The following is a 19,853-nucleotide window of genomic DNA, read 5'->3' as shown; positions in this document are numbered from 1 at the left end:
CGGCAAGTATAATCAAGAAAAAAACAGATCGAGGGTTTATGACTATGACCAATCAAGAGATATGGGATATCGCCATGCAGCAATCCGCCATCGATGCGAACTGCCTAAAGGAAGATTTCTGTCAATACGACAATAAGATCGTGTTATCCGCCAAGCATCCGCAGGCCAGGAAGTACTTGAACTTGCCTTTCTATTGCCATTTGATTTCTTACGGCAATAACATCGTCGCTTCCGTACATCAGGATATATACGATGTCGTAGATTCCTATATCAATAAGTACCCTATCGAGCACTGCTTTGAGACTCCGAATCTGCACGTGCTGAACGATGAGCTTCAACGAAGAAAACAACGAATCTGCTTTATGGCCGAATACTTCCTTCCGGATGTTCAGGTGCTGAAGGCAGGGGAGTGCGATTTTGAGACGCGAGTATTGGAACCTGACGCTTTTGCCGGGTTGTATACAGCGGAATGGAGCAATGCCTTATGCGAGAAGCGAAAACATCTCGATGTTCTGGCGGTCGCGGCTTACGACGGCGATATGCTGATCGGATTAGCCGGATGCTCCGCGGACTGCGAATCGATGTGGCAGATCGGGGTTGACGTCTTGCCTCCTTATCGTCGAAAAGGAATTGCCGCGGCGTTGACGAGCCGTTTGGCCGTGGAGATTCTTGAGCGAGGGAAGGTTCCTTTCTATTGTGCCGCTTGGTGCAACCTTAAATCCGTGCGGAATGCCTTGAAAAGCGGGTTCCGGCCGGCTTGGGTCGAAATGACCGCAAAAGAAAGCGAGTGGGTTGCCTCATTTAACCGCTAGTCGCCCATACCGTTCGTCCACCGTTCTCATACTATGCAGTAGCTTGCAAAAGGAAGGGGAACAAGGGGAATGGTAGAGGCCTATTATAATTGCTTGCATTGCATGAACAAGAAGGTCCGCATATTAACCCGTGACGGCGGCGTCTATGAAGGTACGGTCGTGAAGGTTGACCGGGATAACGTCTACTTGAAAAGATCGGCGAAAGGCCGTGCTCAAACTTCGGCGTTTATTCCGCCTTACGGTTACGGCTACGGGCCTTATGGCGCCAACGACGAAATCTTAACGCTCAGCTTGTTTACGCTGCTGGCCATCGCTCTAATTTAAGGTACCATCGTGAGCCTCCAAGGGATTGGAGGCATTTTTTTGCGATCATCGGGATAGGATAAAATCATAGGATTCCCGCGAACAGTCGGCTTGTTTCTTTATATATTTTCCTTGCTATGACTATGGAATTATGATAAAATTCAATTTGTTGTGAATTCGGTGGTCCGCTGCGGATGATGAAGGAGAACAAGGGGTTCTCCGGAAGAGGCATGAACACCTGAGTGGAAGGAGGGAGTCCTAGATGAATATCGTACAAGCGATTACGCAAGAACAGCTTCGCAAGGATATTCCGAGCTTTCGTCCCGGGGACACTTTGAAAGTGTTCGTTAAGGTTATCGAGGGATCTCGTGAACGTGTCCAGTTGTTCGAAGGTGTTGTGATCAAGCGTCGTGGCGGCGGAATCAGCGAAACTTTTACGGTTCGTAAAATTTCCAACGGTGTAGGCGTGGAAAGAACTTTCCCGCTTCATTCCCCGAAAATCGATAAAATCGAAGTGGCTCGCCGTGGTAAAGTGCGTCGTGCGAAGTTGTATTATCTTCGCGAACTTCGCGGTAAAGCAGCGAGAATTAAAGAAGTACGTCGTTAATGATCCGTTAACGAACAGGGGGCTTGTATCCAATCAAGCCCCTTTACTTTTTATTACGGTAATTTCGATTCAATGAAGTCAAGATTCGACGCCGAATCCGCTACATAGATTCTACTTCGTGATCGAAAGATGACATATTTTATGAGATAAGGAGAGGTCACGATCCATGGAGAAGCAAGAACAACAGGGTCTTCCGGAAGTTTCGCAGTCTTCCGAACCGGTAGAACAACAACTCGGTGGGCCGGAAACGGTGCAGACGCCCCCTGCAGGCAAGAAGGAAAAAAGCGAGGCGCTGGAGTGGCTGAAAGCCATTGCTATCGCCGTTGTGCTGGTTCTCCTGATTCGTTGGCTTTTCTTTGCTCCGTTTATCGTAGACGGTCCGTCGATGCAGCCAAACTTCCACACCGGGGAACGTATCATCGTGAACAAAATCATTTACGACATTCGCGACCCTAAACATGGGGAAATCGTCGTCTTTCACGTTCCTTCTGAGGGCCGCGATTTCATCAAACGCGTCATCGGCGTTCCCGGCGACAAGGTTCAAGTCGAAGGGGACACGGTTACCGTCAATGGGCAGGTCGTGGACGAAACTTACATTAAAGACGCTGTAATTGAGAAACATAACAATAACGAGCTTTATAATAATGAAGCAAATTTCCCGAACGAGCTGGTTCCGGACGGAACCGTTCCGGAAGGTTACGTGTTTGTGCTCGGCGATAACCGCTCCAACAGTACGGACAGCCGGCGGATCGGCTACGTGCCATACGGGGATATCGTAGGCCGGGCGGATCTGGTCTTCTGGCCGCTCTCGGACCTCCAGTTCATTAAGCACTAGATGATCGCATCGAATGTGCAATAAGCATTTTAAAGGCGCGTTCTTGGGATAGATGAGGTGAAGGAAGATGACAATTCAATGGTTCCCCGGCCATATGACCAAGGCACGCCGGCAAATTCAGGAGAAGCTCAAACTGATCGACGTCGTGATCGAGCTGCTTGACGCGCGGCTGCCTTTGTCCAGCCGCAATCCGATGATCGATGAAATTTTGCAGGGGAAACCGCGTTTGATCGTTTTGAATAAATCCGATTTGGCTGATCCTTCGGTCACGCGGCAATGGATCGCTTATTTTAAGGAAGAAGGGCATCTGGCCGTTGAGGCGGATGCCGCAAGCGGGCAAGGCTTGAAGGAAATTCCGCTGCTGGCCAAGGAACTGCTGAGAGAGAAGATCGAGAAGCAAATCGCCAAGGGAATCAATCCGCGGGCGGTACGGGCTTTGATCGTGGGGATTCCCAATGTCGGCAAATCAACACTGATCAACGGTTTGGCTGGACGCAAAATCGCCGCCACCGGCGACCGTCCCGGCGTGACGAAAGGCCAGCAATGGATCAAGGTCGGCACGGAGATGGAGCTTCTGGACACGCCGGGCATCCTGTGGCCGAAGTTCGAGGATCAGAATGTCGGCTACCGCTTGGCCGTGACGGGAGCGATCCGCGAGGAGATTCTGAACGTGGAAGACATCGCTTTTTTTGCCGTCAAATATTTGGTCCGGTATTACTGGGAGCCGTTTCAAGAGCGGTTCGAGCTGGTTCAGGCGCCGCGCGATTTCGAGGATCCGGATGAAATTGTCGCCGTCATGGAGGCGGTGGGGCGCAAACGAGGTTGTCTCGTCAGCGGCGGCCGCGTCGATTTGGAAAAAGCTTCGAGCATTCTGCTTCGCGAGTTGAGAGCCGGTAAGCTAGGCCGGTACTCGTTGGAAGCACCATATTAAAGATTCGAAAGCCGTCGGCGGTGAGCCGGCGGCTTGTTTTTTTGGCGAAAGGCTGTAGAATCGAGTGTGGAAAGCCGATAATATAGGGAAGAAGAGTTTTCGTAGATTTAGAGGATCGAGTGAAGAATGCGCTCCAGGCGTGGGACCCCTCATTTCCGGGACGGAGAATGGGATCATCATAGAACAGCTAACATCGGGGGAAGGTTCGCGAAGAACAAGGAGGCACTATGGACGAGTTATTAAAATATGAGCGCGAGTACTGGCTAACGGGATATCCGCATATCGCGGGGATCGACGAGGTCGGAAGGGGCTGCCTGTTCGGGGACGTGGTGGCCGCCGCGGTGATATTGCCGCAGGATCTTGTGCTTGAGGGTGTGGATGATTCGAAGAAACTCAGCGCCAAGAAACGCGAGTTGCTGTTCGATGTCATCATGGAACGGGCGATTGCCGTGGGGATCGGGTTTGTGGACGCCGCTACGATCGACCAAATTAATATTAAGCAGGCAACGCGGCAAGCGATGAAGCAGGCCGTGGAGAAGCTGACGGTTCGGCCGGACTTCTTGTTGATCGATGCGGAGAAGGTGGATATGCCGATCCCGCAGCTCTCGGTGATCAAGGGAGACGCCACCAGCCAGTCGATCGCCGCCGCGTCGATCGTCGCCAAGGTGACGCGGGACCGCTTATGCCAAGGCGAATGGGACGCACGTTACCCCGAATACGGAATTGCCGTACATAAAGGCTATGCGACGAAGCTGCACCGCGAACAGATTCAAGCGCTGGGGCCAACGCCGATGCATCGAAAGAGCTTTATGCGTAATTTGTTCGTGGAAGAACAAACGTTGTTTTAACGGTAATCCTTACCCGCTCTCGATAGAGGCGGGTTTTCCATATCGTGAACGAAGCAAAGGGGGGAGCTTATGAATATCGGACCGCTGCTGCGCAGCATGATGGGGGACGTTCGTTCCGGAGAACCGAAGTCGCTGGAACTCAAGACGGGGCAGGTGGTCCGCGGTACGGTCCTGTCCGTCTCCGAAGACGGGCAGGAGGCCGTGATCCAGGTACAAGGCGTCAAACTCCACGCGGCACTAGAAACGCCGCTGCGTCCAGGGGAAACGACGCTGTTGCAGGTACAGCCGGACTCCAAGGACGGCCTGGCGGTGTTGAAGCCGGTCCAGTCGGCTCCGACCGCCGTATTGTCCGCCGCTTCCCTGGCCAAGGCGCTGGAATCGCTGGGACTTGAGAATACGGCTACGAACCGCGATTTATTGCAACTGATGCAAAAAAGCGGAATTCCGTTAACGAAAGACAATTTATCGCTGCTGCAGCAGGTTTCCGGGCAAAAGCCGGCCGGTGTGCCGCTGTCGGAATGGATTCAGGCGGCAGGGATCGCTTTGGGTCGGGGATTGCCGATCACGGGCGAAACCGTAGCCGGGCTGCATCAAGCGGTGTTTGGGCCTCCGCTGCACGTTCTGCTCTCCTCTCTTGAGGAGCAGATCGCCGGATTCCTGCGCCAAGCGGGGCAGGAGGCGGCGGGGAATGGAGGACGTGCTGCTGGAAGTGCCGCAGCTGGTTTGCCTGGGCAGTCAGGGCTAACGACGCCGGAACTGCCTACAGGCAGCGCAGCGCCGCAAGCGGCAGGGACGAATGCCGGGACGGCGGCAGGGGCTGCTCCTGCCGGCGGAGGAGCCCAGCCGAACCAGGCGGCGAGCTTGGTGCAGTTGGCCCGGCAGGGTGCTTTTGCGGACGCCGCGGGCGGTCCGCAGACGCTTCAGCCGGGCTTGCAAGGGCAAGCCGCTGCCGGCGGAAACGGGGGCGGGGCGCTGGTTGCGAAGCTGCAGGCCGTGCTGGCGGAGCTGCAGGCGTCCATGCTCCAAGAGGGCATGGACGGCGATGCCGGGCCGGGCCGAGGGACTGGCCCGGCAGGGAGCGCTCCCGTCGCCGCGGGCTTGACGGGAGGCCCTGGCGGCGCCGCCGGAGGCTCGGCCTCGGCGGCGGTGCCGCCGCAAGGCGAAGGGCCCGCAGGGCCTTCGCCGGCGGGCACGCACCCCACCCCCGCGGCGGAGCCGTGGGTGGGGCGCGTGCTGAAGCTGCTCGGTGCGGAGCACGAGCAGCAGGCGCTGCGCGCAGCCGCGCCGGCGGGCACGCCGGTCGCGGCAGCGGCGCAGGAAGCGCCGCCTGCGGCAGGCGCTTCGGCGCGGGCCGCCGCCGTGGGCGCGGAGGCGCCCGGCGGCCAGGCGGCCGCGCCGGGGGCGGCGCCATCGCCGCTGCGCCATGCGGCCGCGGCGGGCGGCGCAGCCCCGGGCGAGGGGCTGGCCCCGCCCGGGAAAGACCCGGCCGCGCCGGCGGAAGCGCGCGCGGGCCAAACCCAGGCGCAGCCGCCAGGCAGTGCCGACGAAGCCGCAGCCGCCCGCAGCGGCAGCGGCACGACGCCGTCCGGCACGGCTGCGCATGAGACGCTGAAAGGCCTTCTGCTGCAGGCGATGGCCTCAGACGACCTGCCCGCGCCGCTCCAGGAGGCGGCGCGCCAGCTTGTCCAGCAGCTGACCGGACAGCAGCTGCTGCTCAACACGGACCGGACCGCGCCGTTTGCGCAGGTGACGATGTTCCTGCCCTTTATCGGTCCGGACGGCCGGCAGACCGCCGCCGTGCACATCGAGTCGCGGCGCGGGCGCAAAGGCGAGCTGGATCCGGCCAACTGCCGGCTCTGGTTCGATTTGCAGATGAAGGCGCTAGGCCAGATCATGGTGGACGTACAGGTCGCCGACAAGAAGGTGCTGCTCAAAATTTACAGCGAAAAGGAAGCCACCGGCGCGTTTCTGGAATCGCGCCAGGAGGAAGTGAGCGAGGCGTTGGAGAAGACGGGGTACCGGCTATTGTCGCTGAAGGCCGAGCCTTTGATTCCGCCGGAGGGGGCCGATGGCGCCGAAGCGGATTTCAGCCTGCCGATGTCCTACGCGCCTAGCGTATACAAAGGGGTGGATTACCGCGTATGAAGGAGAAGCCGCCAGCCTCCGACCTGGCTTTCAAAAAAGCGGTAGCGCTCAAATACGATCCGGGTCAGGGAGAGGCCCCGATCGTCGTAGCGAAAGGCAAAGGCCTGATCGCCGACCGCATCCTGGACGCGGCATTAGAGCACGGAATTCCCGTCCAGGAGGATGCCGCTTTGGTCGAGGTGCTGTCCAAGCTGGATCTGGACCAGCAGATTCCCGCCGAATTGTATGACCTGGTTGCCGAAATTCTGACCTTTATTTATAGATCCGATAAAATGGTGGAAAGAGGGTTGTTCCTTGAGTAATCTTGGCAGGAACGGGCGAAGGGTGGATGTTCGCAAAGAACTCGGCCGTAAAGCGGAACAGGCCGCTTGCGAGCATCTGCTGAAGCAAGGGTTCGCCATCGTGGAGCGAAATTGGCGCTGCCGCACCGGGGAGATCGACATCATCGCCAGCAATGGGAAGTTGCTCATCATCGTAGAAGTCCGAAGCCGCAGCCAACAGGCTGCGGCTTTCGGCACGCCGGCCGAATCGGTCACTCCCCGCAAAATCAAGCAGGTTCGCGATACGGCCGCCGTTTATCTTCATCGTACGGGACAGTCTGCCGCAAACATTCGCTTTGACGTGGTGGCCGTTACGTTCGGAAGTGGGGAAGGGTTCGTGCTGGAGCATATTCAAGCGGCTTTCTAAGGTGAGTTAACTACCCCGCTATCTCTTGCCTCCGGTCCAGTTGCCGGTATTGAATTGCTTCCGCCACATGCTCGGCACGGATGCTTGTCTCCCCGTCCAGATCGGCGATCGTTCGGGACAGCTTGATGATCCGGTCGTAGGCCCGCATACTGAGTCCCAGCGTCGCGAACGAAGCTTGCAGCAGCTTGGCGGCATCGGGCTCCAGCGGGGCGAATCGGCGCAGCAAACTGCCGTATAACTCGCTGTTGCGGGTAATTCGGCTGCCGCGATAGCGCTCCTGCTGGATCCGCTCGGCTGCCATCACCTGCGCCCGCATCGTCGCAGAATCCAACGGCTGCGTATCCTCTTGCCAACGCTGCGGACGAGGAACCTCCACCTGCATATCGATCCGGTCCAACAGCGGGCCGGATATTTTTTCGCGGTATTGGGCGATGCGCCAAGGCGTGCAGGTGCACGGCGGCAGCGGAGGCTCCGACCCCAGGTAACCGCACGGACACGGGTTTAACGAACCTGCCAGCAAAAAATGAGCAGGGAACGTGAACGATGCCCGGGAACGGCTGATGGTGACGACGCGGTCCTCCAGCGGCTGGCGCAGCACCTCCAGCACGCCCCTGGAAAACTCCGGCAGTTCATCAAGGAATAACACGCCGTGGTGGGCCAGGCTGACCTCGCCCGGCTTTGGGATCCCGCCTCCTCCGATCAGGCCGCCAGCGGAAATCGTATGGTGCGGCGAGCGGAAGGGCCGGCGCTGGATCAGTCCTTGTCCGGAATCGCTGAACTTGCCGGCAGAGCTGTAAATTTTCGTGACTTCCAACGATTCCTCCGGCGTCAAGGGCGGCAGGATGGAGGGAAGCCTTTGCACCAGCATCGTTTTGCCCGTGCCCGGCGGACCGATCAGCACGATATTATGGAAGCCGGCGGCGGCGATCGTGAGTGCCCGTTTGATTTGCCGTTGGCCCAAAACATCGCTGTAGTCGAGCAACGGAGGGAGATCGGCCGCAGAAGCAACTCGTTCCGGCTTCTGCTCAAGGTGAGTCAACGTTTCAAGGACAAGCGGAGAAGGCTCCTGCGGCTCCCGCGTAGATTGCAAGGGAAGTAAGGAGGCGTCTGCTTGGTTGCCGTCTTCGCGTGAAGGAGGGGCCAGCTCGGTAAGATGGCTGAGCCCGTAAACCCGAATCCCCCCGAGCAGCAGCGCTTCTTCGGCATTGCCCTGCGGCAATAGTACCGCGGTGAAGCCGTCGCGCCGTGCCCGATCGACCATGGACAAGACGCCGGGAACCGGCCGCAGCTTGCCGTCAAGCGATAACTCGCCGATGATGAGCAGACGCTCCTCCGGTGGCAGCCTCACCTGATCGCTGGCGGTTAGCACCGCGAGGGCGATGGCCAGATCGAAGGCGGAGCCCTCTTTGCGCAGGTCGGCGGGCGCCAAATTAATCGTTACGCGCTGAAGCGGAAAGCGATAACCGCAATTTTTAATCGCGGCCCGGACTCGTTCCACCGCTTCGCGAACCGCCGAATCCGGCAAGCCGACGATGTTCGTTTGCGGGATACCGCTGGACAAGTCGACCTCGACCTCGATCATCACGCCATCGATGCCGTACAAGCAAGCGCTGTGTAATTTACCGTACATAACAAATAACACCTCTTTCCATGTCGATTCGAACCGTTGCTTGGTGCAAGGCCCGGATTGGAAAAAGGTGCTTCCTTATATTCCCTATGATTCAAGCTACACGTATTCTAGGACGAACGTGAAGGATTGTCAAGCTGGCGATGCCGACACGAAACGCAGGCCCTTCATTTTGCAATCATAAATCTCTAGAGGCTGTTTGTGTACTTAAAAAATGACAAGCATATACATCACATTCGCGACGTTCTCCGAAATTGCCGAATAACGTCGAAATTCATCTCATGGAGAGATGCGTGCGAGGGGAGCGGTATTATTTTTACGATTCAAATCGGTCGAGCTTTATCCCGTTCATTCAATACTTTGAAACTTTGAAAACGGTTAACCCCAGAACATCGTTTCTTCCTTGATGCGTCAATTATTCATCTCAACTTGAGATGAAAACGATATAAAAAAGTTGTGTATAAATCATGAACTTTTTGAGGAAAGCGTTTCAAAAAAGTGGTACAATATTCTGGGTTTCAGCTGATGTAATTCGAGAAGGGGGACCACAAGCCGCTGGTTTTGGACCCTCTAAATACCGCCTGTTGATAGGAGGATTTTTACGCATGAATATCCATGAATATCAAGGAAAAGAAGTCCTGAAGCAGTATGGCGTGGCCGTACCTGAAGGACGTGTGGCGTTTACGGTCGAGGAAGCCGTGGAAGCGGCGGTAGCGCTGGGGACCCCGGTTGTCGTGGTCAAGGCGCAAATCCATGCCGGAGGCCGCGGCAAAGCCGGCGGCGTCAAAGTGGCGAAAAATTTGGATGAGGTCAGATCCTATGCCCAGGAAATCCTCGGTAAGGTACTGGTCACCCATCAAACGGGGCCGGAGGGCAAAGAGGTAAAACGCCTCTTGATCGAGCAAGGCTGCGACATCAAGAAGGAATATTACGTCGGCGTCGTCGTGGACCGTGGAACGGGCCGCGTCACGATGATGGCATCCGAGGAAGGCGGCACGGAAATCGAAGAGGTCGCGGCTGCGACTCCAGAGAAAATTTTCAAAGAGGCGATCGATCCGGCCATTGGCTTGACGCCGTTCCAGGCGCGTCGGTTAGCTTACGCCATTAACATTCCGAATGAGTTGGTAGGCAAAGCCGCGCAATTTATGCTGGCTTTATATGAAGCGTTTGTGGACAAAGATTGCTCCATCGCGGAGATCAATCCGCTGGTCGTTACGGGCGACGGCAATGTGTTGGCGCTTGACGCGAAGCTTAATTTCGATTCCAATGCGCTGTTCCGCCATAAGGATATTTTGGCTTTGCGCGATCTGGAGGAAGAGGATGAGAAGGAAATCGAAGCCTCGAAATTCGATCTCAGCTATATCGCGCTGGATGGCAACATCGGCTGCATGGTCAACGGGGCCGGTCTGGCGATGGCGACGATGGACATCATCAAATATTACGGCGGCGACCCGGCGAACTTCCTGGACGTTGGGGGCGGCGCTACGGCCGAGAAGGTCACGGAAGCGTTCAAAATCATTTTGTCGGACGCCAAGGTGAAGGGGATTTTCGTCAATATTTTCGGCGGGATCATGAAATGCGACGTCATCGCTTCGGGGATCGTGGAGGCAGCGAAGCAGGTTGGTTTGGACCGCCCGCTCGTCGTGCGCCTCGAGGGGACGAACGTCGATTTGGGCAAGCAAATTTTGGCCGAATCGGGACTTGCGATCGTTTCCGCGGACTCGATGGCGGACGGCGCACAGAAAATCGTAGCGCTTGTATCCTAATGGCCGCAGTGTAGAACGCAATCACCTATCCATAAGGGGAGGCTCGAAATATGAGTATTTTGGTCGATAAGAATACGAAGGTCATCACCCAGGGGATCACCGGGAAAACCGCGTTGTTCCACGCCAAAGGGGCGCTCGACTACGGCACGCAAATGGTCGGAGGGACGTCTCCGGGCAAAGGCGGCTCGAAGGTCGACATTACCTTGGAAAACGGCAAAATCGTTAGTCTGCCGGTGTTCAATACGGTTCGCGAAGCCAAGGAAGCGACCGGCGCTACCGCCAGCGTCATTTACGTACCGCCGGCATTTGCCGCCGATTCGATCCTGGAAGCCGTGGAAGCGGAACTGGATCTGGTCATTTGCATCACTGAAGGCATTCCGGTCCTCGACATGGTGAAGGTTAAACGATATATGGAAGGGAAAAAGACCGTTCTGATCGGCCCGAACTGTCCGGGCGTGATTACGCCGGGCGAATGCAAAATCGGCATTATGCCGGGGTATATCCATTTGCCGGGTCATGTCGGCGTTGTATCGCGCAGCGGCACATTAACGTATGAAGCGGTGCATCAGCTGACGACGCGCGGCATCGGCCAATCGTCGGCGGTCGGCATCGGCGGGGACCCGGTGAAGGGTTCGGAGTTCATCGACATTTTGCGCCGGTTTAATGACGACGACAACACGCATGCCGTGATCATGATCGGGGAAATCGGCGGTACGGCCGAAGAGGAAGCGGCAGAGTGGATCCAGAAGAACATGACGAAACCTGTCGTTGGGTTCATCGGCGGCGTGACGGCGCCTCCGGGCAAACGGATGGGCCATGCCGGCGCGATCATTTCCGGAGGCAAAGGCACGGCCAAGGAGAAAATCGCCAAGCTGGAGTCCTGCGGCATAAAGGTAGCGCCAACGCCGTCCGAAATGGGCGCAACGCTTGTCAGCGTTCTGGAGGAGCGCGGCATTCTGAATTTGTGCACGACACACTGATCTTTTTTTGATATAATCCAAACCAAAGGTAAGCAACCTTCTCAGCCGAATGCGGCTTGGAAGGTTGCTTTTTTTATTTTCGGAGGAGGGATTAGAGTGGAGAAGAAGTGGGTACTGGCGGGATTGCATGAATGCCCCGGGATTGGCTGGAAAACGCTGCAGCAGATCGTAGAATACGATGAGGACTGGGAGCATGCCTTAGCGTTTACCGCAGCCGATTGGATGGCACGGGGGCTGGATTCGGAGCTCGCGCTGCACCTGTCGGAACGGTTCACCGCCGGCTGGATTGAAGCCCGAATGGAACAACTTTGCCTCAAAGGCATACAGGTGATTACAAGACTGGATTCGGAGTATTCTATTCTAATGAAGGAGACCGCTCGGCCGCCCTGGGTTTTGTATGCCCTTGGTGACGTGCGTTTGCTTAACAGCCTTTCCGTAGCGATGGTTGGCACACGTTTGCCGACCGCCTATGGGCGCAAGGTAGCCGCTGATTTGGCAGGAGAACTTGGCGCTCGCGGAATCACCGTCGTTAGCGGGATGGCTCGGGGGATTGACGGGGTTTGCCATGAAGCGGTCTTGCAGGCAGGTGGGCCAACCTTGGCCGTATTAGGCACCGCCATCGACATTGCGTATCCCCCGGAGCATATATCACTGTACCGCCGGATTACCGAGCAAGGCCTCATCGTTTCGGAATATCCGATCGGCACGCCGGGCCATCCCGGGATGTTTCCGCAGCGCAACCGGATCATCGCGGGGATCAGCCGGGGCACCGTGGTTGTGGAGGCCGATGCCCGCAGCGGTTCGCTGATCACGGCGGATTGGGCGCTGGAGGCCAATCGCGACCTGTTTGCCGTCCCTGGTCCGGTTACCTCGCCGAAAAGCCGGGGTACATTGTCGCTGCTGAAGCAGGGAGCAGCCAAAATCGTGACCGAAGCCAAGGATATCTGGGAGGAATACGAAGCCTTTTTGCCAGCCGCGATGGAGTCTCAAAAGGAAGCGTTAACAGGAAACAAGTTGACAGATGAGGAGCGCCGCATATACCATATGTTGGAGCAGGGCATCGCGAGTTTCGATGATTTGCTCGTGCAGACCGGGTGGGATTTTGGACTTTTACATTCAGTTCTGTTATCTTTAATCATGAAAAAAACGGCGGTTCAACTCCCCGGCTCCGTGTACCAGTTAATATAGTCCATTCCTAACCAAGAGTGGCCCGAATATATGACTATATGAGAGGTAGTTCAAAAAGTCATCCTTAGATCACGAAGTAAAATCAAGAAGATGATTCGACATCGAAGCTAGAATTCATCCGGGCCTTCCGTTGCTCACGTAGCCTTGCCTACGCTGCGCTACTCGGTCCCTAGCTTCATCCAACCTTCTCGGTGCCGAAAAGCTGACTTTTTGAACTCGATTTAAATGGATTGAAAGTTTCGTATTGTTTGAGAGGAGGACGAACCTGTGGCGGATTCACTCGTCATCGTGGAATCGCCTGCCAAGGCGAAAACGATTGGCAAATACTTAGGCAGTAAATACATCGTGAAAGCCTCAATGGGTCATGTTCGCGATTTGCCCAAGAGCCAAATTGGGGTTGAAGTAGAGAACGACTTCAGTCCGAAGTATATTACGATCCGTGGGAAGGGTTCCGTATTAAAAGAATTAAAAGATGCCAGCAAAAAAGTGAAAAAAATCTATCTGGCAGCCGACCCCGATCGCGAAGGAGAAGCGATTGCCTGGCATCTGGCCCACGTCCTGGACGTGGACGAAACGGAAACATGCCGCGTCGTCTTCAATGAAATTACGAAGCAGGCGGTCAAGGACGCGTTCAAAACCCCGCGCAGAATCAACATGGATCTGGTGAACGCGCAGCAGGCCCGGCGGATTTTGGACCGGCTGGTCGGCTACAAGGTGAGCCCGCTGCTGTGGAAGAAGATCAAAAAAGGACTGTCGTTTGGCCGCGTACAGTCGGTAGCGGTGAAAATCATCTTGGACCGGGAAAACGAAATCTCCGAGTTTGTTCCGGAAGAATACTGGAGCATTACGGCGAAGCTGAAGACCGGGGATGCTGCTTTCGAGGCAAAGTTCCATCAATTTCAGGGCCAGAAGCTGGAGCTGCAAAGCGAACAGCAGGTTCAGGAAATTTTGAAATCGATCGAGAAAGCCAAGTTCAGCGTGGCCGACGTGAAGGAAAAAGAACGCCTCCGCCATCCGGCGGCGCCGTTTACGACCAGTTCCCTGCAGCAGGAGGCGGCCCGGAAGCTGAATTTCCGCGCAGCGAAGACGATGTCGGTCGCCCAGCAGCTGTATGAAGGGGTTGACCTCGGCAAAGAGGGGACCGTCGGTCTTATCACTTATATGCGTACGGACTCGACGCGAATCGCCGCCTCGGCGCAAGAGGAAGCGAAGGAATATATCCTGGGCAAATTCGGAGAGGCGTATGCTCCCGAAACGCCGCGGCAATATTCCAAAAAAGCGGCAAGCGCACAGGATGCCCACGAAGCGATCCGCCCGACCTCGGCGATGCGCGATCCGGAATCGGTCAAGGAATTCACCAGCCGCGACCAATACCGGCTGTATAAATTGATTTGGGACCGATTTATGGCCAGCCAAATGACCTCTGCCGTGTTGGATACGTTGTCGGTCGATATCGCCGCCGGCGAGGCGACGTTCCGTGCCGTTGGTTCGAAAATCCGTTTTCCAGGCTTCATGAAGGTGTATGTGGAAGGCAACGATGACGGGAACGCCAATGAAGACGACAAGTTCCTGCCGCCTCTGCAAAAAGGGGAAGAGTTGGTTAAAGAATCGATCGAACCGAAGCAGCATTTCACCCAGCCGCCCCCTCGCTACACGGAGGCACGTTTGGTCAAAACGTTGGAGGAGCTCGGGATCGGTCGACCCAGTACGTATGCCCCAACGTTGGAGACGATTCAAAAACGCGGTTACGTGGCCATCGAGGAGAAGAAGTTCGTCCCTACCGAATTGGGCGAGCTCCTCATTGAGCAGACGGAGCAGTTCTTCCCGGAGATCCTCGACGTCGAGTTTACGGCTCATATGGAGGAAGACCTCGACCATGTCGAGGAAGGCTCCGAGGATTGGGTCAGAGTGCTTGGCGAATTTTATGAATCGTTCGAGAAGCGACTTCGTGTCGCCGAGGAAGAAATGAAGGAAGTCGAAATCGAAGACGAAGTCTCCGATGAAATTTGCGAAAAATGCGGGAAACCGATGGTTTATAAATTGGGACGCTTTGGGAAGTTCCTGGCTTGTTCGGGATTCCCGGATTGCCGCAATACCAAACCGATCGTCAAGGACATCGGCGTCACTTGCCCGAAATGCAAAGAGGGCCATGTCGTCGAACGCCGCAGCAAAAAAGGACGGGTCTTCTACGGCTGCGACCGTTATCCGGAGTGCGATTTCGTCTCATGGGATAAACCGTCGCCTAAGCCTTGTCCGAAGTGTGGTTCCTTGCTTGTAGAGAAGCGGAACAAGCAAGGCGGGAAGCTGCAGTGCACCGCTTGCGACTACGTGGAAGCGATCGAGGAGAACGACGACGGACTGGATGATTAAGAGAGCTTGCAATAACATTGCAGGCCAAACACAACTTAGAAACTCAGCAAGGGATTTTGGGGGGATTAGAGAATGACGAATAAAGTAACGGTCATTGGCGCGGGACTGGCCGGCAGTGAAGCGGCTTGGCAGATCGCGAGCCGAGGCATCCCCGTCGTGTTGTACGAGATGCGTCCGGTGGTGAAAACCCCGGCGCATCATACCGATAAATTCGCCGAGCTGGTCTGCAGCAACTCGCTGCGGGCGAACGGCTTGACGAACGCGGTTGGCGTTCTAAAAGAAGAGATGCGGATGTTGAACTCGCTGGTGCTTGGCGCGGCGGACCGTAACGCGGTACCGGCCGGCGGGGCGCTGGCGGTCGACCGGGACGGATTCTCCGGGGAGATCACCCGCACGCTGCGGGAGCACCCGCTGATCGAAGTGGTAAATGAGGAAATCACGGAGATTCCGACGGAAGGAATCGTCGTGATCGCGACCGGTCCGCTGACGTCTCCTGCTTTATCGGAGCAGATCCGGCGTTTGACCGGCGAGGATTATTTTTACTTCTACGATGCCGCCGCTCCGATTGTGGAGAAGGAATCGATCGATATGAATAAAGTATACTTAGCTTCTAGGTATGACAAAGGCGAGGCGGCTTATCTCAATTGTCCGATGACCGAAGAGGAATTCGACGCATTCTATGACGCGTTAATTAACGCGGAAGTGGCGCAGCTGAAGGACTTCGAGAAGGAAGTGTATTTCGAAGGCTGCATGCCGATCGAAATCATGATGCGCCGCGGCAAGCAGACGGCATTGTTCGGACCGATGAAGCCGGTTGGCCTCGTGAATCCGCATACCGGCAAGCTCCCTTACGCCGTCGTGCAGTTGCGTCAGGATAACGCGGCCGGCACATTGTACAACCTGGTAGGTTTCCAGACCCATTTGAAATGGGGCGAGCAGAAGCGCGTGTTCTCCATGATCCCGGGTCTCGAAAATGCCGAGTTCGTGCGGTACGGCGTGATGCACCGCAACACGTTCATCAACTCGCCGAAGCTGATGATGCCGACGTATCAGCTGAAGGCACGGCCAACGCTGTTCTTCGCCGGCCAAATGACCGGCGTTGAGGGTTACGTCGAGTCCGCCGCGTCTGGCCTGATCGCCGGGATCAACGCCGCGCGTGCCGCCGCCGATGCCGAGGGCATCGTCTTCCCCGAGGATACGACGCTCGGCAGCATGGCACGGTACATCACCACCGCGGACTTCGAGCACTTCCAGCCGATGAACGCCAACTTCGGCCTGTTCCCGAAGCTGGACACCCGCTATCGCAAGAAAGCGGAGAAGAACGAAGCGCTCGCACAGCTCGCGCTCAATAGCTTGCGATCCTTTATGGCAGAAGAACGGTTGGGTTAAACCACCGTTTTTTTGCAATTTAGGGGGCAAACGAGTTATGCTGAAATCAAGAACGTTCATACACATAGAAATAGTAAGCGAATCCCGAAGGGAGAGCGTTCCACGCACGAAGTCAAGCGCATCCCCGAAGGGGACAGCGAGCAGGAGCGCCACAGTCGATCCCACGTTCTTCCAATGTTCCAGGTAACCCGGGAGAACCCAAAGTAAGACGTACCCGAAGGGGGAAAAGCGTTCCACGCACGAAGTCAAGCGCATCCCCGCAGGGGACAGCGGCTCAGGAGCGCCTCAGTCGATCGCACGTTCTTCCGATGTTCCAGGTAACCCAGGAGAACCCAAAGTGAGACGTACCCGAAGGGGGAAAAGCGTTCCGAGCACGAAGTAGAGCGCATCCCCGCAGGGGACAGCGTTTCAGGAGCGCCTCAGTCGATCACACGTTCTCCCCCTTGCGGGAGTCCAGAGGGCAGCAGGCCCTCGGGCGCCCTCCCTTACGGTAAGGGAGGGATGGGGAGGGTTGAGATTCAAGAAAGGAAGTGCCAAAACACTCATGGATCTAACTTTTCACGCCACAACAATTTGCGCTGTACGACATAATGGCAAAGGGGCCATCGCCGGTGACGGGCAAGTTACGTTTGGGCAGAACGTCGTGATGAAGCAGACGGCGAAGAAAGTACGCCGGTTATACCGCGGGCAAGTGGTGGCTGGTTTTGCCGGCTCGGTTGCTGATGCCATTACGTTATTCGAAAAATTCGAAGGCAAGCTGGAGGAGCACCAAGGCAACTTGCAGAGAGCTGCTGTCGAGCTAGCCAAGGATTGGCGGCAAGATCGTGTGCTGCGCAAGCTGGAGGCATTGATGATCGTGATGGACAAATCCGGTATGCTGCTGATTTCCGGCGGCGGGGAAATTATCGAGCCGGATGACGATGTGTTGGCAATCGGGTCAGGCGGCAACTTCGCGTTGTCGGCTGCACGGGCGCTCAAACGTCATGGCCAGGGTCTTGAAGCCAAAGATATTGCTCGAGAATCCCTTCAGATTGCTTCGGAAATTTGTGTCTATACCAACAATAACATTATTGTTGAGGAGCTTTGAGGTTCCGTTGAAACTATCGTGTTCAGGGGGGACGAATCATGACCGATAAAAATTTAACGCCCAGACAAATCGTGGCTGAATTGGATAAATACATCGTAGGGCAAAAGCAAGCTAAAAAATCGGTTGCTGTCGCTCTGCGTAACCGGTACCGGCGTAGTCTTCTCCGGGAAGAGGTTCAGGATGAGATCGTGCCGAAGAACATTCTGATGATCGGGCCGACCGGTGTGGGGAAAACGGAAATTGCCCGCCGGCTCGCCAAGCTCGTCGGTGCCCCATTTATTAAAGTGGAAGCGACGAAGTTCACCGAGGTCGGTTATGTTGGCCGGGACGTCGAGTCGATGGTGCGCGATCTGATCGAAACGGCGATCCGTACCGTGAAGCTGGAGCGAACCGAAAAGGTGAAGGACAAGGCCGAAGAGCTTGCGAATGAACGTCTGGTTCACATTCTGGTGCCTTCCGAAAGCAAAGCCAAAGGGGTGCGTAATCCCTTTGAAATGTTATTCGGGGGAGGCAACGGAAACGGCACTCCTGACCAGGAGCAGCCGGAAGAAGATGGTACGCTGACGGAACGTCGCCGTCAAGTACGGTTCAAATTGCTGGCCGGCCAAATGGAGAATGATATCGTGGAAGTCGAAGTAGAGGACAATGCGCCAACGATGATGGATATGTTCGCAGGTCAAGGGAACGACCAGCTCGGCATGAACATGCAGGAAATGTTCGGCAACCTTCTACCGAAACGGACGAAGAAGAGAAAGCTGACGGTCAAAGAAGCCCGCAAGGTACTGACGCAGGAGGAAGCAGCTAAGCTGATCGATCAGGACGATTTGATTCAAGAAGCCGTCACGCGAGCGGAGCAAACCGGGATCATCTTTATTGACGAAATCGATAAGGTTGCCAGTCGAGGTCAAGGTTCGGGGCCGGACGTTTCCCGTGAGGGCGTGCAGCGCGATATTCTGCCCATCGTGGAAGGCTCAACGGTCATGACTAAATACGGACCGATTAAAACCGACTACATTTTGTTTATCGCAGCGGGGGCTTTCCATATTGCTAAGCCATCTGATTTGATCCCCGAGCTGCAAGGGCGTTTTCCGATTCGGGTTGAGCTGAGCAGCTTATCGCTGGAGGATTTTGTATCGATCTTGACCGAGCCGGAGAACGCTTTGACCAAACAGTACATCGAACTGCTGCGCACGGAAAATCTAGAAATTGAGTTTTCGGACGCAGCGATCCATGAAATCGCTCGTATTGCGGCTTCGGTTAATACGAATACCGAAAACATTGGAGCCAGACGGCTGCATACGATCCTCGAGAAGCTGCTGGAGGACCTGTCCTTTGAAGCTCCAGAGCTGACGCTCGAGAAAATGGTGATCACTCCGGAATACGTAAAGGAAAAACTAGGAAATATTGCCCAGGATCGAGACCTTAGTCAATTTATTTTGTAAATCCATCTGATTCGAATCAGAAATGGATATTTACAAGCTAGGACCTGATCCGTTTTTCACAATATTGTAAAAACTCAGGCCACTTCGCCATCTTAGGCGGGTGGTCTTTATTTATTCCTAGAAAGGTGATTGATTTTAATAGATATGGATGATGTTGGTTTTTGACGATTATTATGTAAAATTTTCATTTTTGACCAAAAACGATGTCAAAGTCATGAAAGATAGGGCTTTTTTCTTATTGTAATAATGTCGAATCTCCTTGAAACTTAGGATATATGACATTATTAAACAGCATTCATGTCTAGGACGTAAGAAAGACAATTAAAAGACAATAATTAGCAAAAAAAATGTCGAAAAAAGAGGATTTGTCTATTGTTTGTAGAATCATTAATGATTAAGATCGAATGAGACTAAGGGGGGAACTAATGTGCAGTTGTTGAATGGGGTGGGATTTGACAGGCTTGATACCGCGATTCAGGCCGCAAATCTTCGGCAAGGGGTTATCTCCAATAATATTGCGAACGTGGACACCCCTTACTTTAAAAGATCCAGCGTGTCTTTTGAAAGCATGCTGCAAGCAGAGATGAACGACGGTATGCCTGCGCTCCAAGGAAGGAGAACGAACGTGAGGCATTTCGTTATAGGTCCAACGAACGAGGTTCCTGGACCGGTCGTTGGCACGGATCAGAGCACGGCAATGAACAACAACCAGAATAACGTCGATATCGACAGCGAAATGACAAAACTTGCCGAAAATCAACTGAGATATAACGCTTATGTCGAGCAAATGAATTATTTGATTAAAATGAAGCGTACCGCCGTTGAAGGGAGATAAT

General features: G+C 55.2%; 17 protein-coding genes and 1 pseudogene. 17 read left to right on the top strand and 1 reads right to left on the bottom strand.

Annotated elements, in window-relative coordinates; genetic code table 11:
* The first annotated feature begins 44 nt into the window (after positions 1 to 44).
* The 9 genes and pseudogenes from MJ257_RS10805 to MJ257_RS10765 all read left to right on the top strand — a co-directional run bounded on the left by MJ257_RS10805 (position 45) and on the right by MJ257_RS10765 (position 7,168).
* Complete coding sequence (locus MJ257_RS10805; protein WP_240269255.1) at positions 45 to 812, top strand: GNAT family N-acetyltransferase; 768 nt, start codon at positions 45 to 47, stop codon at positions 810 to 812.
* Between the two features lie 69 nt (positions 813 to 881).
* The gene (locus tag MJ257_RS10800) at positions 882 to 1,136 is read left to right on the top strand and encodes a hypothetical protein (RefSeq protein WP_240269254.1); all 255 of its coding nucleotides are present in this window, start codon (positions 882 to 884) and stop codon (positions 1,134 to 1,136) included.
* A gap of 241 nt (positions 1,137 to 1,377) precedes the next feature.
* Complete coding sequence (gene rplS / locus MJ257_RS10795; protein ID WP_059045398.1) at positions 1,378 to 1,722, top strand: 50S ribosomal protein L19; 345 nt, start codon at positions 1,378 to 1,380, stop codon at positions 1,720 to 1,722.
* Between the two features lie 166 nt (positions 1,723 to 1,888).
* Positions 1,889 to 2,557 carry a signal peptidase I gene (gene lepB / locus MJ257_RS10790; RefSeq protein WP_240269253.1) on the top strand — a complete coding sequence of 223 codons (669 nt, stop codon included), beginning with the start codon at positions 1,889 to 1,891 and terminating at the stop codon, positions 2,555 to 2,557.
* A gap of 67 nt (positions 2,558 to 2,624) precedes the next feature.
* The gene (gene ylqF, locus MJ257_RS10785) at positions 2,625 to 3,488 is read left to right on the top strand and encodes a ribosome biogenesis GTPase YlqF (protein ID WP_240269252.1); all 864 of its coding nucleotides are present in this window, start codon (positions 2,625 to 2,627) and stop codon (positions 3,486 to 3,488) included.
* 221 nt (positions 3,489 to 3,709) lie between these two features.
* A pseudogene (rnhB, locus tag MJ257_RS10780) lies at positions 3,710 to 4,336 on the top strand (ribonuclease HII); the annotation flags it as partial.
* Between the two features lie 69 nt (positions 4,337 to 4,405).
* Positions 4,406 to 6,481, top strand: a complete 2,076-nt coding sequence (locus MJ257_RS10775) for a TP0910 N-terminal domain-containing protein (protein WP_240269250.1) — start codon at positions 4,406 to 4,408, stop codon at positions 6,479 to 6,481.
* The gene (locus MJ257_RS10770; RefSeq protein WP_240269249.1) at positions 6,478 to 6,783 is read left to right on the top strand and encodes an EscU/YscU/HrcU family type III secretion system export apparatus switch protein; all 306 of its coding nucleotides are present in this window, start codon (positions 6,478 to 6,480) and stop codon (positions 6,781 to 6,783) included. The genes MJ257_RS10775 and MJ257_RS10770 overlap by 4 nt, the downstream gene beginning before the upstream one ends.
* 22 nt (positions 6,784 to 6,805) lie before the next feature.
* Positions 6,806 to 7,168 (top strand): YraN family protein, encoded by a 363-nt coding sequence (locus MJ257_RS10765; RefSeq protein ID WP_240269248.1) that lies wholly within the window; start codon positions 6,806 to 6,808, stop codon positions 7,166 to 7,168.
* A gap of 10 nt (positions 7,169 to 7,178) precedes the next feature.
* Here the strand turns inward: MJ257_RS10765 and MJ257_RS10760 are convergent, their stop codons facing one another.
* Positions 7,179 to 8,798: a YifB family Mg chelatase-like AAA ATPase gene (locus MJ257_RS10760; protein ID WP_240269247.1), complete on the bottom strand. Its 1,620-nt coding sequence runs from the start codon at positions 8,796 to 8,798 to the stop codon at positions 7,179 to 7,181.
* A 602-nt stretch (positions 8,799 to 9,400) separates the two neighbouring features.
* Here MJ257_RS10760 and sucC point away from each other — a divergent pair.
* From sucC to flgB, 8 genes are all read left to right on the top strand, one after another.
* Positions 9,401 to 10,561 (top strand): ADP-forming succinate--CoA ligase subunit beta, encoded by a 1,161-nt coding sequence (gene sucC / locus MJ257_RS10755; RefSeq protein WP_240269246.1) that lies wholly within the window; start codon positions 9,401 to 9,403, stop codon positions 10,559 to 10,561.
* A 50-nt stretch (positions 10,562 to 10,611) separates the two neighbouring features.
* Positions 10,612 to 11,541, top strand: coding sequence for a succinate--CoA ligase subunit alpha (gene sucD, locus MJ257_RS10750; protein ID WP_240269245.1), 930 nt, complete (start codon positions 10,612 to 10,614; stop codon positions 11,539 to 11,541).
* A gap of 96 nt (positions 11,542 to 11,637) precedes the next feature.
* Positions 11,638 to 12,729 (top strand): DNA-processing protein DprA, encoded by a 1,092-nt coding sequence (dprA, locus tag MJ257_RS10745; RefSeq protein ID WP_240269244.1) that lies wholly within the window; start codon positions 11,638 to 11,640, stop codon positions 12,727 to 12,729.
* A gap of 267 nt (positions 12,730 to 12,996) precedes the next feature.
* Positions 12,997 to 15,099: a type I DNA topoisomerase gene (topA, locus tag MJ257_RS10740; protein WP_240269243.1), complete on the top strand. Its 2,103-nt coding sequence runs from the start codon at positions 12,997 to 12,999 to the stop codon at positions 15,097 to 15,099.
* 72 nt (positions 15,100 to 15,171) lie between these two features.
* Positions 15,172 to 16,488, top strand: a complete 1,317-nt coding sequence (gene trmFO / locus MJ257_RS10735) for a methylenetetrahydrofolate--tRNA-(uracil(54)-C(5))-methyltransferase (FADH(2)-oxidizing) TrmFO (RefSeq protein WP_240269242.1) — start codon at positions 15,172 to 15,174, stop codon at positions 16,486 to 16,488.
* Between the two features lie 544 nt (positions 16,489 to 17,032).
* Entirely contained in the window at positions 17,033 to 17,575 is a 543-nt protein-coding gene (hslV, locus tag MJ257_RS10730) for an ATP-dependent protease subunit HslV (protein ID WP_155607411.1), read from the top strand.
* Between the two features lie 38 nt (positions 17,576 to 17,613).
* Complete coding sequence (gene hslU, locus MJ257_RS10725; protein WP_155607325.1) at positions 17,614 to 19,017, top strand: ATP-dependent protease ATPase subunit HslU; 1,404 nt, start codon at positions 17,614 to 17,616, stop codon at positions 19,015 to 19,017.
* Between the two features lie 427 nt (positions 19,018 to 19,444).
* Positions 19,445 to 19,852 (top strand): flagellar basal body rod protein FlgB, encoded by a 408-nt coding sequence (gene flgB, locus MJ257_RS10720; RefSeq protein WP_240269241.1) that lies wholly within the window; start codon positions 19,445 to 19,447, stop codon positions 19,850 to 19,852.
* Position 19,853 lies beyond the last annotated feature (1 nt).

Origin of the sequence: Paenibacillus timonensis, from assembly GCF_022427145.1 — a bacterium.
Classification (GTDB): domain Bacteria; phylum Bacillota; class Bacilli; order Paenibacillales; family Paenibacillaceae; genus Fontibacillus; species Fontibacillus timonensis.
The sequence above is the reverse complement of the archived record's forward strand: the minus strand, read 5'-3'. Positions and strand labels throughout refer to the sequence as shown.

Bases quoted from the DNA above. Each gene is read 5' to 3' on its own strand.
- MJ257_RS10805 (WP_240269255.1), top strand. From the start codon at position 45: ATGACCAATCAAGAGATATGGGATATCGCCATGCAGCAATCCGCCATC.
- MJ257_RS10800 (WP_240269254.1), top strand. From the start codon at position 882: ATGGTAGAGGCCTATTATAATTGCTTGCATTGCATGAACAAGAAGGTC.
- rplS (WP_059045398.1), top strand. From the start codon at position 1,378: ATGAATATCGTACAAGCGATTACGCAAGAACAGCTTCGCAAGGATATT.
- lepB (WP_240269253.1), top strand. From the start codon at position 1,889: ATGGAGAAGCAAGAACAACAGGGTCTTCCGGAAGTTTCGCAGTCTTCC.
- ylqF (WP_240269252.1), top strand. From the start codon at position 2,625: ATGACAATTCAATGGTTCCCCGGCCATATGACCAAGGCACGCCGGCAA.
- MJ257_RS10775 (WP_240269250.1), top strand. From the start codon at position 4,406: ATGAATATCGGACCGCTGCTGCGCAGCATGATGGGGGACGTTCGTTCC.
- MJ257_RS10770 (WP_240269249.1), top strand. From the start codon at position 6,478: ATGAAGGAGAAGCCGCCAGCCTCCGACCTGGCTTTCAAAAAAGCGGTA.
- MJ257_RS10760 (WP_240269247.1), bottom strand. From the start codon at position 8,798: ATGTACGGTAAATTACACAGCGCTTGCTTGTACGGCATCGATGGCGTG.
- sucC (WP_240269246.1), top strand. From the start codon at position 9,401: ATGAATATCCATGAATATCAAGGAAAAGAAGTCCTGAAGCAGTATGGC.
- sucD (WP_240269245.1), top strand. From the start codon at position 10,612: ATGAGTATTTTGGTCGATAAGAATACGAAGGTCATCACCCAGGGGATC.
- trmFO (WP_240269242.1), top strand. From the start codon at position 15,172: ATGACGAATAAAGTAACGGTCATTGGCGCGGGACTGGCCGGCAGTGAA.
- hslV (WP_155607411.1), top strand. From the start codon at position 17,033: ATGGATCTAACTTTTCACGCCACAACAATTTGCGCTGTACGACATAAT.
- hslU (WP_155607325.1), top strand. From the start codon at position 17,614: ATGACCGATAAAAATTTAACGCCCAGACAAATCGTGGCTGAATTGGAT.